Raw genomic sequence first — 13,181 nt, 5'->3', positions numbered from 1 at the left:
CCGTCGGTCGACCGCGGCGTGCCGGTCCGCGGCCGAGATCCCGGTCCCGGTGCCCACCAGGTCCACGGTGACCCGGTAGGCGGTGCCGAACCGGTCACCGTCGCGGTGGTGCATGGGCGGGAGCGCCAGGCGCTCGCACTCCTCCTCCGGCAACGCCACGCAGACGTAGCCGGAGGTGTGTCGGACCGTGAAGGCCAGCAGCTCCGGCGTCGCACACTCCGCCGCGAAGATCAGGTCGCCCTCGTCCTCGCGGTCCTCGTCGTCGACCACGACGACCGGCCGCCCGGCGGCGACGGCCGCGATCGCCCTGGTGACCCGCTCGATCCCGCTCATCCGGCCGTGCACCCTCCGTCGACGACCAGTGTCTGGCCGGTCATGTAGTCCGACGCCGCCGAGCTGAGCAGCAGCAGCGCCCCGCGCAGCTCGGCGGGCTCCGCGATCCGGCCCATGGGGACCTGGGCCTGCAGCCGCGCGAGGAACTCCGGGTTCTCGTACACCCCGCCGGACAGCCCGGTCCTGACGAAACCGGGACAGAGCGCGTTCACCTGGATCCCGGCGGCCGCGTACTGCAGCCCCAGCTCCCGCGTCAGGTTCACCACGGCACCCTTGGCGGCCGAGTAGGCGGGGATCGGCGAGATCCGCGCGCCGCTCAGCCCGAACATCGACGCGACGTTCACGATCTTGCCGCTCCCCTGCTCGACCATCACGGCCAGCGCGGCCCGGCTGCAGAGGAAGACGCCGTCCAGGTCGACCGCCAGCACCCGGCGCCAGTGCTCGGTGCGCACGCGGTGCAGCGGGACGGACCGGAGATCGCCGATCCCGGCGTTGTTGACCAGGACGTCGAGCCCGCCCAGCTCGGCAGCGAGCCGCGGGACCACCTCGGCGACCTGGTCCTCGTCGGTCACGTCCAGCTCGACGGCGACCGCACCCAGCGGCGCGGCGGTCGCCGTCGCGGCGGCCAGGTCGCGCTCCGCGCACGCCACGGTCGCCCCCGCCTCGGCGAGCACTCCGGCGAACGCGCGGCCGAGGCCGCCGCCCGCCCCGGTGACGACCGCGACGCGGCCGGTCAGGTCGAAGGGTTCGGGATAGGTCACGTCAGCTCCGGGGCAGGCCGAGCACGCGCTCGCCGATGTAGTTGAGGATGCTCTCGTTGTTCAGCGGCGCGATCTGCAGGATGCGGATCATCGGCCACAGCGTCACGACGTCCGTCTCGTAGACGAAGGCCGAGCCACCGTGGGTCTGGATCGCGGCGTCGACCGCGGCGAGAGCCGCCCGGCTGGCCAGCAGCTTCGCCATGTTGGCCTTGGCGCCGGCGTCGAGTCCGGAGTCGTACTCGGCGGCGGCGGAGTACATGACCTGCCGGGCCGCCTCCATCTCGGCCTTGGCCAGTGCCAACGGATGCTGCACCGCCTGGTGCGCGCCGATCGGCGTGCCGAACGGGGCCCGGACCTTCGCGTACTCCACCGCCTTGTTCAGGGCGTACTCGCCGAGCCCCAGCGCCCAGGCCGCGATCGTGACCCGCTCCTGGTTGAGGCAGGCGAGCAGGTGGTCGAAGCCGAGACCCTCCTCGCCGATCAACGCCTCGGCGGGCACCTCGACGTCGTCGAGGAAGACCTCGAACTGGTACTCCGGGGCGTGCCACTCGATGTCGAGGCGGCGCAGCTCGATCCCCGGCGACCCCAGATCGACGGCGAACAGCCCGAACCCCGTGCGGCGGCCGACGGGTTCGCCGGGCGGCGCGGTCCGGGCGAGCAGCAGGATGTGGTCGGACTCGTCCGCGGCCGAGATGTAGACCTTCTGGCCGGTGATCCGGTAGCCGCCGTCCGCGGACGGCCGGGCGACGGTGCGGGCGGCGAACGAGTTCGTCCCGGCCTCGGGCTCGGTCACGCCGAGGCAGAAGCGGCGCTGCCCGCTGATCGTGGTCAGGACGTGCTCCTCGATCTGGTGCTCGGAGCCGTGCCGCAGGATCGCCTCGCGAGAGAAGGTCGTCAGCGAGTACTGCAGCGGCGGCACGCCCGCGCGGGCCAGCGCCTCCATGACCGCCGTGCACCCGGTCAGCCCGCCGCCCGCGCCGCCCCGCTCCTCGGGGATCCCGATCGCGAGCAGGTCGGCGGCGACGATCGCGTCCCACAGCTCGGGGGCGTGCTCCTTGTCCCGCGAACGCTGCAGGTAGAGCGACCGGGGGCACGCTGCCAGAACCCCGTCGACGGCCGCGAACACCGACGTGACCAGCTCGCGATGGTCGGGGTGGATGGTCGGGACGAGTTCGACCGTCATCGCTCTCTCACTTCCCCAGGTATCTCGGTGCGCGCTTCTCCATGAAGGCGCGTGGGCCCTCACGGGCGTCGTCCGTGGCGACGAGGCGGGCGTTGAGTGCGTACTCGAGGGCGAACCGGGACTCGTTCCCGAGTGCGCGGACCGCGATCTCCTTCGCCGCACGCACCGCCAGGGGCCCGTTGCGGGCGATCCCGGCCGCGATCTCCGCGGCCCGTGGGAGGACCTCCGCGCGCGGCACGACCTCGTTGACCAGGCCCATCTCGCGCGCCCGCTCGGCGGGCACGTGGTCACCGGTGAGCAGCAGCTGCATCGCGAACGCCCACGGCACCTGCTGCGGCAGCCGCACATGGGTGCCGGCCCCGGGCACCAGGGCCCAGCGCACCTCGGGGAGCCCGAAGATCGCGTCGGCAGCGGCGATCCGCAGGTCGGTGCCGAGCAGCAGCTCCAGGCCGCCTGCCAGGCAGATCCCGTTCACGGCCGCGACCACGGGCTTATCCACATCGGACAGAAAGCGCTTGGTGGGGTCCGGGGTGAGGACCTCGAGCTCCCCCGCCGTCAAGCGCGGGATCAGCTCGCCGAGGTCGCCGCCCGCGCAGAACGCCTGCTGCCCCGCACCCGTCACGACCAGGACGCGGACCGCGTCGTCGGCCTGTGCCGCGGCGGAGGCCTCGGCGAACCGCCGGACCATGTGGACGGTCAGGGCGTTGTGCGCCTCCGGCCGATCCAGGGTCAGGGTCGCGACGCCGTCGGCCACGGCGTACCCGACGTCGCCCCGGCTCCCCTGCGCACGAGCTGCTCGTTCGACCACGAGGGCTCCTTCGGCTGGACGACGAGCGGGCGGCGGTGCCGCGCTCGACACGACGCTAGGCGCGGGACCGGCCCGCCCGGTGTCGCATTCCGCTCCAGCCGGACCGGGTCGTCGCGTTCTGCGACATCTGTGCCGTTCGCCCGGTACCTACCCTCACCCCGACCCGACCGGCGACGACGCCGGCCCGACCCGGAAGGCGTGAGGACAGTGGTCGACGAGAACGGCGGGGGTGCTCCGTCGGAGCGCGTGCTGCGGCGGGTGGCCGGCGCGGCGCTCTCCGCGAGCACGCTGGAGTGGTACGACTTCTACATCTACGGGACCGCCGCGGCACTGGTCTTCAACACGGTGTTCTTCCCGGACGTCTCACCGGTCCTCGGCACCCTCGCCGCGTTCGCGACGTTCGGCGTCGGGTTCCTGTTCCGACCGGTGGGCGGCATCGTGTTCGGCCACTTCGGCGACCGGATGGGCCGCAAGAAGCTGCTGGTGGTCGCGATGGTGATGATGGGGGTCGCGACGACACTGATCGGGCTGCTCCCCACCTACGGGACCATCGGGGCCGCGGCGCCGATCCTGCTGGTGCTGTTGCGGTGTGTGCAGGGCCTGGCGATCGGCGGCCAGTACGGCGGCGCGATGCTCCTGGTCACCGAGAACGCCCCGCCGCACAAGCGCGGCTTCTACGGCAGCTTCGCGCAGATGGGCCCCTCGCTCGCGGTCATCCTGTCCAACGTCGTGTTCCTCGTCCTCATCGCGGCCCTGCCCGCCGAGGCGTTCGCCGCGTGGGGCTGGCGGATCCCGTTCCTGCTCAGCGTGGTCGTGATCGGGCTCGGCCTCTACGTGCAGCTCAAGCTCGAGGACACCCCGGACTTCCGCGAGCTCCAGGAGAAGGCACCCGCCGCGGGCGGCCCGACGCCCGCCCGCACCCGGTCGCCCCTGGTCGAGGCCCTGCGCACGCACCCGCTGCAGATCCTGCAGTCCGGCGGGATGATCATGGTGATCCAGGTCTACTACTACATCCTGATCGTCTTCATGGTGTCCTACGTCGGCACCCTCGGCGTTGCCCGGTCGACGATCCTGACCATCGTCCTGATCTCCAGTGCCGCGACCGTGCTGACCATCCCGCTGTTCGCCGCCCTGTCCGACCGGATCGGCCGCAAGCGCGTCCTGATCCCGTCCGCGGTCGCGACCCTGCTGTCCGCGTTCCCGTTCTTCTGGCTGATGGAGACGGCGACGGTGCCCGGGATGCTCGCCGGCGCCCTGATCGCCGGGATCGTGCTGGGTGGTCTCTACGGGCCGATGGCGGCGTTCTTCACCGAGATGTTCAGCACCGGTGTCCGGTACTCGGGCGCCTCGGTGGGCTACCAGCTCGGCGCCGTGGTCGGGGGCGGGTTCGCCCCGCTCATCGCCGCGTCCCTGCTCGCGTGGTCCGGGACCATCAACGCGGTGGCGGCGTTCGTGGCGATCGCCGCCGTGCTCACCCTGGTCTCGATCGCCACGACGAAGGAGCACTACCGCCCCGCGAGCGTCGCGGCGGCGGACCCGGCGCGCGAGGGCGCCTGACACGCCACCGGGCCGGAGGGTCCCCGTCCGGCCCGGTGGGTGGTTCAGAAGGCCGCGGTCGACAGGTCCAGCCCCAGGGCCCGGACCTTGCGGTACAGGGTCGAGCGGGCGATCCCCAGCGACTCGGCGGCGCGGTGCTTGTTCCCGCCCGCGTCCCGCAGCGCCCGCATGATCGCCTGCGCCTCGGCCTGCTCCAGCATCGCGAGCGGACGCCGTGAGGCCCGCGCGACGACGTCGGCCGGGAGGTCGCGCGCACCGATGTAGCCGGTGCGACAGCGCGACACCATGCCTCTGACCAGGGTCTCCAGCGTCGCCACGTTGCCCGGCCAGTCCAGCCGGGTCAGCGCCTGCACGGCGTCGGGCATCCAGCGCACCGCGGGCCCGTCGCCCACCGCGCGGGCGGTGAGCGTGGCGAGCAGCACGGGCAGGTCCTCGATCCGGTCCCGCAGCGGGGGGACCTCGAGGACGTCGTCGAACGTGTCGATCAGCGGGTTGCGCGGGCCGGGGCCGATGGGTCCCGTCTCGGACGTCGCGATGACCCGACGCCCCGTCGGCCTGCGACCGATGGCCGCGTCGGCCGCCTGGGCCGTTCCCGGCTCGAGCAGGTCGACGTGGCGCAGTACGAGGTTCTCGTCGGGTCCGTCGAGCTCGGTCTCGACGTCGCGGAGCCAGGCCTCCGGTCCGACCACCCCGACCTGGGCGGCGTCGAGGATCCGGACGGGGCCCGGGCGGGAGAGGGCCGCCGCCACCGCGGCGCGTCCGCTGCCCTGCTCGCCCACGACGAGGAGCCGGTCGACCGCGGCGCTCCGGGCGGCCTGGGCGCAGAGTGCGGTCCACCGCGGGCTGCGACCGACGAGCCCGGGCAGGGTGGGGACCTCGCGGCCACCCGGCCGGACCTGCCGCCGCACGACGTCCTGCTTGATCGTGAGGACCGCGCCGACGATGTCCGGCCCGTCGCTGACCGGGCGGGTCTCGATCGAGACCCGGGTGCCGTCGGTCAGGGTCATCGGCTGCGGACCCGTGGCGTTCTCCCCCATGGCCCGGGACGCGTGCTCCCAGAGCATCGCCTGGTCGACGCCGCCGACGAGCCGCGCGGCGGCGGCGTTGGTGATGATCGTGTTCTGGTCCAGGGTGACCAGGGGGTGGCGCGCGTCCCGGTTGTGGGCGAGGTAGGAGTCCAGCAGCAGCCGCTCCCGGCGCGAGGCCGAGTGGCTCAGCGCCTCCTGGACGTCGGCCGCCAGCTCCATCACCCAGGACAGGACGAACGGGCTCGTGTCGGCCAGCTTGCAGGTGAGGTCGAGGCTGCCGACGATCCGACGGGTCACCGGGTGCACGATCGGTGCGCCCGCGCAGGTCAGGGAGTGGAAGACCTCGGAGAAGTGCTCCGGGCCCCGCACGATCACCGGCTTGCCGCTGAGCAGGGAGATCGCGCTCGTGGTGCCGACGTGCGACTCGGCGACCGAGAAGCGGGGGGCCACGTCGAGGGAGTCCAGCCGCCCGGCGAACCCGGAGTCCGGGACCCACCGACGCAGCAGCCGCCCGTCCTGGTCGGTGAGCGAGAGGGCGCACATCGCGGCGTCGAGCGCTCCGCGGCGCCGCTCGACCAACGGCGCGACGATCCGGGTCAGGTAGGAGTCCAGCTCCACCTCGGGGTAGTAGCCCGGCGCGACGGCGTCGGGCTCGAGGCCTTGGCGCTTCGACCGCTTCCAGGACTCGTAGACCACCGGCCGGACGGGGCCCGCGTCCGCGGGCATGCGGGCGGGGTCCTCACCGAGGACCTCACGGGCGCCGTGGACGGCGCGCACCCAGTCATCCACGGGTCACCACCGGGCGGACCGGTGCGCGAACGGTTCGAACGGCCCGGACGACGACGCTGTCCACGTGCCCTCCCGAAGAGTCACTGCCACAGCCCCACGGCAGACCACGGCATCGCGTGACCCGGATCATGCCGTCTCTACTGACAAACTGTCAAGAAGGGTGGGTGACCCCCGCCGCGATACCGGTCAGCGTGCGCGTGAGCAGCGCGTGGACCTGCGCCTTCGTCATCGCTCCCGCATGGAGCCACTCGGCGATCGCCGCCGAGACCATGCCCTGGAAGCTCCGGATCATCGCCCGCGTCGACGGGTCGTCCCGCATCTCGAGCACGGCGATCAGCCGGTCCTCCCAGGCGCGCATCCCGTCCCGGAACACCGCCTCGACCTCCGGGTCCGAGCCGGGGGCCACGGTGCCGATCATCGTCATGATCGTCTGCGGGTTCTGCTCGAGCACGTCGAGCCAGCGGGCGAAGAGGCGGTCCAGCTCGGCGGGGCCGGTCGCCCGGGCCGCGCTCGCCGCGGGCAGGGCGGGCAGCTGGCCGAACTCGCGCAGGACCTCGAGGTAGAGCCCGCGCTTCGTGCCGAAGTAGTAGTGCAGGTTCGTCCGGGTCGTGCCCGCCGCGGTGGCCAGGTCCGTGGTGGAGACGCTGGGGTACGGCCGCTCGGCGAACAGCCGCCGCGCGGCCTCCAGGATCTGCTCGCGCCGGTCGTCGGCGTCGAGCCGGATCCGCCGACCCGAGCCGCCGGCCGTCGTCGGACCGCTGCTCGGACTCGCCACGTCCGGCACCCTAACCGTCCGCCGCCCGGCCGTGCGTGGCTGTCGCGTTACGCGACAACCGGGTCGGGCCGACGGCTCCTACCGTCGTGACCATGCTGCTCGACCTGGACGACGACCGCCGCGCCTTCCGCGACTCCGTGCGGTCGTGGGTGGACAAGAACTTCCCGCCCGACCGCTCGCTGGAGCTGGAGAAGCGCGAGTACCAGTACCCCTACGAGCTGTGGGAGGCCATGGCCGAGGCCGGCTTCCACGCGCTCGGGATCCCGGAGGAGTACGGCGGGCAGGGCGGCAACGCCGTCGACACCGCGGTGCTGGCCCGCGAGCTCGCCCGCAGCCTCGGCGGCCTGTCCTGGGTCTGGGGCATCCCGTCCTTCGCCGGCGCGAAGTCCCTGGTCCACGGCGGCACCGAGGAGCAGAAGCAGGAGTACCTGCCCAAGCTCGCCGCGGGCGAGATCCGGTTCTCCATCGCCGTGACCGAGCCGGGCGGCGGCACCGACCTGCTCGGCGCCATGACCACCCGGGCGAAGAAGGTCGCGGGCGGCTGGCGCGTCTCCGGCCAGAAGATGTGGTCGACCGGCGCCAAGGAGGCCACCTACCTGCTGCTCCTGGCCCGCAGCGGCGACCCCGACGGCCCCGGTAGGCGTCCGCCGACGACGTTGCTCCTGGTCCCGACCGACTCGCCCGGCATCGAGATGCGCTACATCCCGAAGCTGGGGATGCGCGCGATGGGCTCGTGCGAGGTGTTCCTCGACGACGTCTTCGTCCCCGACGCGAACCTGCTCGGCAGCGAGCACCAGGGCTTCAGGGTCCTGCTCGCCTCGCTGAACAACGAGCGCATCATGAGCGGCGCGCTGGCCCTGGGCATGCTCGACGGCATCCTCGAGGAGTCGGTGGAGTACGCGAAGAACCGCACCACCTTCGGCAAGGTCATCGGCGGCCACCAGATCATCCAGCACTACATCGCCGACACCGCGCTGGGCCAGAAGCAGGGCGAGCTGATGGTGTTCGACGCCGCCTGGCGCGAGGCCGCGGGCCTGCACTGCCACCAGGAGGCGAACATGGTCAAGGTCGTGACCAGCGAGCTCGCCGTCTCCGCCGCCGACCGCGGGATCCAGATCCTCGGCGGCATGGGCATCTCCAGCGAGACCCACGCCCAGCGCTTCTGGCGCGACCTGCGCCAGTTCCGGATCGCGCCGATCAGCAACGAGATGGCCCGCCAGAACCTCGCCGAGTCCTTCGGCCTGCCCCGCTCCTACTGAGCGGACCCCACCGTCCGGACCGGAGGCCTCGACGATGAACGTCCTCACCTCGATCGAACGTGCGGCCCGCAGGCGCCTGGACCAGGTCGCGCTGCGCTGCGGTGCCGAGAGTCGCACCTACGGCGACCTGCTCGCCACCGCGGCCCGGTTCGCGGGCTTCCTGCGGGAGCGGGGCCTCGAGCCGGGTGACCGGGTCGGGCTGTACCTGCACAACGAGCCCGAGTGGATCCCCGCGCTGCTGGGCATCTGGAAGGCGGGCGGGGTCGCCGTCCCCTACAACTACATGTTCGCCCCGGCCGCGCTGCGGCACGCCGCGACCGACTCGGGCGCGCGGTGGGTGCTCGCGCTCGGCTCCGACGTCGCCCGGCTGCGCGAGGTCCTCGACGGGACCGACCTGGCCGACCACGTCATCGCCCTGACGGCCGTCGACGGCGCCGAGTACAGCTTCCCGGAGGCCCTCACGGCCGAGCCGCTGGAGCGGACGGTCCCCCGTCTCGACGGCGACGACGCGCTGCTGATGTACACCAGCGGCTCGACGGGGACCCCGAAGGGCGTGCGGCAGACCCACCGCAACACCGCCGCCGAGTGCGAGGCGGTGATCGACGCCTGGGACATCGGGCCGGAGGACCACGGGCTCGTCTGCACCCCGCTGTTCCACGTCGGCGGCCTGCAGCTGATCTCGCTGCCGCTGCTGCTCGCCGGCGGCACGATCACCCTGCGCCGGTGGAACGCCGCGGAGTACCTCGACGACATCCTGCGCCTGCACCCGACGGTCCTCGCGATCGTCCCGGCCATGATGATCGACGTCGTGAACCTGCTCGGCGAGCAGGGCCGCGACCTCGGGTTCGTCCGGGTCTGCATGGTCGGCGGCTCGGCGCTGCCCGAGGCCCGCCTCAAGCAGTTCACCGCCCTGACCGGCATCGTCCCCGTGAACATCTACGGCCAGACCGAGCAGAGCGGCCTCGCGATCACCGAGCCGATCCACGAGGAGCGCCGCTACGGTTCGCTGGGCAAGCCCCTCGACCAGGTCGTCCGCTGGCAGATCGTGCCCGCGGGCTCCACGACCCCGCTCCCCTTCGGCGCCGACGAGGTCGGCGAGCTGTGGGTCCGCGGCGACGCCGTGACCCCCGGGTACTGGCGGCTCCCCGAGGTGAACGCCAAGAAGTTCGAAGACGGTTGGTTCCGCACCACCGACCTCGTCCGCGAGGCCCCGGACGGCTACCTCTACTACGTCGAACGCGCCGACGACATGATCATCAGCGGTGGGGAGAACATCTACCCGCAGATGGTCGAGGGGTTCCTGCAGGCCTGCCCGCTGATCGCCGAGGTCACCGTGATCGGCACCCCGCACGAGCGGTTCTCCGAGCAGGTCACGGCCATCGTCGTGCCGTCGCAGCCGGGCGTCACCGCCGAGGACATCGCCGCGTACTGCCAGTCCGTGCCCGACCTGCGCGGACTCCAGCGGCCCCGTCGGATCGAGATCGTCGACGCCATCCCCCGCACCGGGACGAACAAGATCGACAAGCCTGCCCTCAAGGCCCGGTTCGCGGGCTGAGAGAAGGGCCCCGCGCCTCGGCGCGGGGCCCTTCGTCCGGAGCGGTCAGAAGGCGACGGTCGCCGTGCCCGCCACGGCCCGCACCCCGTCGCCGCGGTCGGCCCACACCTCGCAGTCGACCAGGTGCTCGCCGTCGACCGCACGGACGGCGGTCACGGTGCCGCCCAGGTCCACGGCGTCGCCCGCGAAGACGTTGGCGGCGAAGCGGCAGTCCACCGCCCGCACCGCGGCGCGAGAGCCCGTCCAGGCCGCGAGCATGTTGATCACATACGCCATCGTGACGCCGCCCTGGTTGACCTCGCGGTCGCCCAGCCCGGCCGCGCGGACGGCCGCGAGGTCGAAGTGGATCGGGTTGGGGTCCTGCAGCACCAGGGCCATGATGCGGATCTTGTCCGCCTCGACGGCGTCCACCCGCAGCGGGGGGACGGTGTCGCCGACGGCGGGGACGGTCGGGGCAGTCATCAGGCACCTCGCTTGTAGATGAAGCCCTCGGTGACCACACCGACGAGCTCGTCGGCGTCCCGGACCTCGACCCGGACGGTCACGAAGTCCAGGAACCCGCCGCTGCGGGACTCCTTGCGGGCCACCGGTCCGACGGTGCACGTCGTCCGGAAGGTGCGGCCGACGTGCAGCGGGGCGAGCTGCTCGATCCCGCACGTCCCGTAGAGCAGCGTGTCCTGGCTGCGCTGCCCGGCGAGCGCGCACAGCTCGTCGACCGTGATCCCCATGCCGCGCAGGGCGAGCACGATCAGCCAGAAGGGGTGCGCGTGGTCGGAGTCCTCCGCGGGCGCCAGCAGAGCGTGGTCGGCCAGCGCGCTCTGGTAGGCCTCGACGGTCAGCTCGGCACCGGGCAGCGTCCTGCCGTCCAGCGCCTCGGTGAGCTCGTCGAGGGTGATCAGCGGTGCGGCGGGCTCAGCGTCGATGTCGGTCGCCATCCGGGTCCTCTCGTGTCGTGTCGTTCCGGACCGCCTGCGAGGCGCCCGAGGCGCGACCCCGGGTCGAGGTCCGTCCAGGCCGTGATCCGTCCATCGGTGACGGTGGCCACCGCGCGGACGGTCAGTGTCTCGCCGGTGCGCAGGTGGTCACGGCGTTCGCTGACGACCGCACCGCCCCGGGTCTCGACCGCCACCAGCTCGACGGTGGTGCCGGTTCCTCCGTACAGCAGTCCCAGCACACTCGCGATCCGGTCGCCGCCGCTCGTCGGACGCCGGGTGCCGCTGCCCCTGTACTCGGCGGCGTCGGCGAGGAACCGGGCCAGCCCGGCCCGCTCCCCCGCTCCGAGGGCGGACAGGAACGCACGGACCGTGTCCGTGGCCGACCACGGGGACGCGGTCACTGCCGGAGCGGGAGGTCGACGGCCTCCTCGAACTCGCGCAGGTCGAAGTAGTCCCGCCAGGCGGTGATCCTCCCGTCCACGACCCGGGTGACCCCGGAGACGGGGAGCGCGAAGGACTTCCCGGTCGGGAGGGCCGTGAGGTAGTCGACCCGCTCGGTGAACACGAACCCGTCGCGGGAGGCGAGGTAGAGCGTCTCGATGCTGTCCATCGACATCACGGAGAAGAGTGCCCCGAGGGTGGCGAGCACCGCCTCGGCGCCGTGCGCGGGCGGCAGCGGCATGTTCTGGTACATCGCGTCCGGAGCAAGGTACGGCGCGAGCTTCTGGGGGTCGCCGCTCGACAGGTCGTCGAAGAACGCGAGGACCAGCCGCTCGTCGTCGTTCACCGGGGTGGCGGCCTCGGTCTTCTCGTTCGCCCACGGGTGTGCGTCCCGGTAGCTGCTCATGGGGCTCTCCTTCGCTGCAGTGCCTGGGGTCAGAAGATCGTGTAGCCGCCGTCGACGACGACCTCGTTGCCGGTGTGGAAGGTCAGCGACGGGTCGGCGAGGAAGGCGGCCACGTCGTGCAGCTCCTCCGGGTCCGCCCAGCGACGGGCCGGGGTCCGCCCGATCGTCGCCTTCATGAACCGCTCGTCGGCCTGCAGGTCGGTGTTCATCCCCGTGCGGGTCCAGCCCGGGATCAGGATGTTGCACCGGACCTTGTAGCGCGCCAGCTCGACGGCGAGGGTGCGGCCGAGGCCCAGCAGCCCGGTCTTGCTGGCCGCGTACGAGGCCATGCCCGCGCCGCCGTAGCGGCTGATCGTGCTGGACAGCACGACGATCGAGCCGCCGGTGCCCTGCTCGACGAACCGCCGCGCCGCCTCGCGGGTGCACAGGAACCCCCCGTCGAGGTTGGTCCGCATCACCCGGTGCCAGCTCTCCAGCGACATCTCCGTGATCGGCGCGGCGTCGGCGATGCCCGCGTTGGCCACGAAGCAGCCGAGCGGGCCGAGCTCGTCGACGGTGCGGGTCATCGCCGCGGCCACGGCCTGCTCGTCGGCGACGTCGCAGCTCACCGCGATCGCCTTCACGCCGTACCCGGCGATCTCCTCGACCGCCTCGGCGCTGCGCTCGGCGTTGCGCGCCCAGACCGCGACGTTCGCCCCCGCCTTCGCCATCCCGACGGCGAGCGCGCGGCCGATGCCGTTGTTCCCCCCGGTGACGACGGCGGTGAGTCCGGTCAGGTCGGTCATGTGCCCGCTCCCGGGAGGTCGACCAGCTCGGCCAGCGCGGCGCGGTGCCGCTCGGGCGTACCGAAGGCGATCGCGCTGCTCTTGGCGCGCTTGAGGAACAGGTGTGCGGGGTGCTCCCAGGTGAAGCCGATCCCGCCGTGCATCTGGATGCACTCCTCCGCCGCCTGCTGCACCACGAGGGAGCAGTGGGCCTGGGCCAGCGCCGCGGCGACCGGGAGGTCGGGCGATCCCGTCGCCGCGCACTCGGCGGCGTACCGGGCGACGGCGCGGGCCTGGGTGACCAGCACCCAGAGGTCGGCGAGCCGGTGCTTGAGCGCCTGGTAGGAGCCGAGGATCCGGCCGAACTGGCGGCGGATCGCGAGGTACTCCACCGTCGTCTCCAGGCAGCGCTCGGCGAGTCCGAGCTGTTCGGAGGCCAGGAGCACCGCACCGATCCGCAGCGCGTCGGCCACCGCCGCGGCGCCCGCTCGCGCGGCGACCCGCCGGGCCTCGACGCCGTCGAGGGTGAGGTCGACCAGCGGTCGGGTCATGTCCAGCGACACGATCTCGGTGCGCGTGAGGCCCTC

The 13,181-nt window shown here is 72.7% G+C and carries 15 protein-coding genes; 3 read left to right on the top strand and 12 right to left on the bottom strand.

The features are described from left to right. From H5J29_RS06485 to H5J29_RS06470, 4 genes are all read right to left on the bottom strand, one after another. A partial coding sequence (locus H5J29_RS06485; protein WP_181779998.1) for a 3,4-dihydroxy-2-butanone-4-phosphate synthase occupies positions 1 to 333 on the bottom strand: 333 nt, incomplete at its 3' end. Continuing rightward, entirely contained in the window at positions 330 to 1,094 is a 765-nt protein-coding gene (locus H5J29_RS06480) for an SDR family NAD(P)-dependent oxidoreductase (RefSeq protein WP_181779997.1), read from the bottom strand. The genes H5J29_RS06480 and H5J29_RS06485, both read right to left, overlap by 4 nt. A gap of 1 nt (position 1,095) precedes the next feature. Further along, on the bottom strand, positions 1,096 to 2,277 hold the full coding sequence (locus tag H5J29_RS06475) for an acyl-CoA dehydrogenase family protein (protein ID WP_181779996.1): 1,182 nt from the start codon (positions 2,275 to 2,277) through the stop codon (positions 1,096 to 1,098). Positions 2,278 to 2,284: 7 nt separating this feature from the next. Further along, on the bottom strand, positions 2,285 to 3,085 hold the full coding sequence (locus H5J29_RS06470) for an enoyl-CoA hydratase/isomerase family protein (RefSeq protein WP_181779995.1): 801 nt from the start codon (positions 3,083 to 3,085) through the stop codon (positions 2,285 to 2,287). A 198-nt stretch (positions 3,086 to 3,283) separates the two neighbouring features. On the opposite strand from H5J29_RS06470, the gene H5J29_RS06465 reads away from it, so the two are divergent. Beyond that, the gene (locus H5J29_RS06465) at positions 3,284 to 4,642 is read left to right on the top strand and encodes an MFS transporter (RefSeq protein WP_181779994.1); all 1,359 of its coding nucleotides are present in this window, start codon (positions 3,284 to 3,286) and stop codon (positions 4,640 to 4,642) included. A 44-nt stretch (positions 4,643 to 4,686) separates the two neighbouring features. Here the strand turns inward: H5J29_RS06465 and H5J29_RS06460 are convergent, their stop codons facing one another. Both H5J29_RS06460 and H5J29_RS06455 read right to left on the bottom strand, forming a co-directional pair. Continuing rightward, complete coding sequence (locus H5J29_RS06460; protein ID WP_181779993.1) at positions 4,687 to 6,459, bottom strand: sigma-54-dependent Fis family transcriptional regulator; 1,773 nt, start codon at positions 6,457 to 6,459, stop codon at positions 4,687 to 4,689. 151 nt (positions 6,460 to 6,610) lie between these two features. Beyond that, positions 6,611 to 7,234 carry a TetR/AcrR family transcriptional regulator gene (locus H5J29_RS06455; RefSeq protein WP_312858090.1) on the bottom strand — a complete coding sequence of 208 codons (624 nt, stop codon included), beginning with the start codon at positions 7,232 to 7,234 and terminating at the stop codon, positions 6,611 to 6,613. A gap of 92 nt (positions 7,235 to 7,326) precedes the next feature. Here H5J29_RS06455 and H5J29_RS06450 point away from each other — a divergent pair, with 92 nt between their 5' ends. Together H5J29_RS06450 and H5J29_RS06445 are read left to right on the top strand one after the other, a co-directional pair. Continuing rightward, complete coding sequence (locus tag H5J29_RS06450) at positions 7,327 to 8,493, top strand: acyl-CoA dehydrogenase family protein (protein WP_181779991.1); 1,167 nt, start codon at positions 7,327 to 7,329, stop codon at positions 8,491 to 8,493. Between the two features lie 34 nt (positions 8,494 to 8,527). After that, entirely contained in the window at positions 8,528 to 10,048 is a 1,521-nt protein-coding gene (locus tag H5J29_RS06445; protein ID WP_181779990.1) for a class I adenylate-forming enzyme family protein, read from the top strand. Positions 10,049 to 10,093: 45 nt separating this feature from the next. Here the strand turns inward: H5J29_RS06445 and H5J29_RS06440 are convergent, their stop codons facing one another. The 6 genes from H5J29_RS06440 to H5J29_RS06415 form a co-directional block, all read right to left on the bottom strand. Then, positions 10,094 to 10,510, bottom strand: a complete 417-nt coding sequence (locus H5J29_RS06440) for a MaoC family dehydratase (RefSeq protein WP_181779989.1) — start codon at positions 10,508 to 10,510, stop codon at positions 10,094 to 10,096. Then, positions 10,510 to 10,983, bottom strand: a complete 474-nt coding sequence (locus H5J29_RS06435) for a hypothetical protein (RefSeq protein WP_181779988.1) — start codon at positions 10,981 to 10,983, stop codon at positions 10,510 to 10,512. Before H5J29_RS06435 ends, H5J29_RS06440 begins: the two co-directional genes overlap by 1 nt. After that, positions 10,944 to 11,384 carry a limonene-1,2-epoxide hydrolase family protein gene (locus tag H5J29_RS06430; protein ID WP_181779987.1) on the bottom strand — a complete coding sequence of 147 codons (441 nt, stop codon included), beginning with the start codon at positions 11,382 to 11,384 and terminating at the stop codon, positions 10,944 to 10,946. Before H5J29_RS06430 ends, H5J29_RS06435 begins: the two co-directional genes overlap by 40 nt. After that, positions 11,381 to 11,830 carry a limonene-1,2-epoxide hydrolase family protein gene (locus H5J29_RS06425; protein ID WP_181779986.1) on the bottom strand — a complete coding sequence of 150 codons (450 nt, stop codon included), beginning with the start codon at positions 11,828 to 11,830 and terminating at the stop codon, positions 11,381 to 11,383. Before H5J29_RS06425 ends, H5J29_RS06430 begins: the two co-directional genes overlap by 4 nt. A 29-nt stretch (positions 11,831 to 11,859) precedes the next feature. Continuing rightward, positions 11,860 to 12,615 carry an SDR family NAD(P)-dependent oxidoreductase gene (locus tag H5J29_RS06420; protein ID WP_181779985.1) on the bottom strand — a complete coding sequence of 252 codons (756 nt, stop codon included), beginning with the start codon at positions 12,613 to 12,615 and terminating at the stop codon, positions 11,860 to 11,862. Then, the coding region (locus tag H5J29_RS06415; protein WP_281375871.1) for an acyl-CoA dehydrogenase family protein at positions 12,612 to 13,181 on the bottom strand (570 nt) is incomplete at its 5' end. The genes H5J29_RS06415 and H5J29_RS06420, both read right to left, overlap by 4 nt.

Source organism: Pseudonocardia pini (genome assembly GCF_013870575.1).
GTDB lineage: Bacteria > Actinomycetota > Actinomycetes > Mycobacteriales > Pseudonocardiaceae > Pseudonocardia > Pseudonocardia pini.
The sequence above is the reverse complement of the archived record's forward strand: the minus strand, read 5'-3'. Positions and strand labels throughout refer to the sequence as shown.

Coding starts and splice junctions, on each gene's coding strand:
- H5J29_RS06445 (WP_181779990.1), top strand. CDS start 8,528: ATGAACGTCCTCACCTCGATCGAACGTGCGGCCCGCAGGCGCCTGGAC.
- H5J29_RS06440 (WP_181779989.1), bottom strand. CDS start 10,510: ATGACTGCCCCGACCGTCCCCGCCGTCGGCGACACCGTCCCCCCGCTG.
- H5J29_RS06420 (WP_181779985.1), bottom strand. CDS start 12,615: ATGACCGACCTGACCGGACTCACCGCCGTCGTCACCGGGGGGAACAAC.
- H5J29_RS06435 (WP_181779988.1), bottom strand. CDS start 10,983: ATGGCGACCGACATCGACGCTGAGCCCGCCGCACCGCTGATCACCCTC.
- H5J29_RS06475 (WP_181779996.1), bottom strand. CDS start 2,277: ATGACGGTCGAACTCGTCCCGACCATCCACCCCGACCATCGCGAGCTG.
- H5J29_RS06425 (WP_181779986.1), bottom strand. CDS start 11,830: ATGAGCAGCTACCGGGACGCACACCCGTGGGCGAACGAGAAGACCGAG.
- H5J29_RS06450 (WP_181779991.1), top strand. CDS start 7,327: ATGCTGCTCGACCTGGACGACGACCGCCGCGCCTTCCGCGACTCCGTG.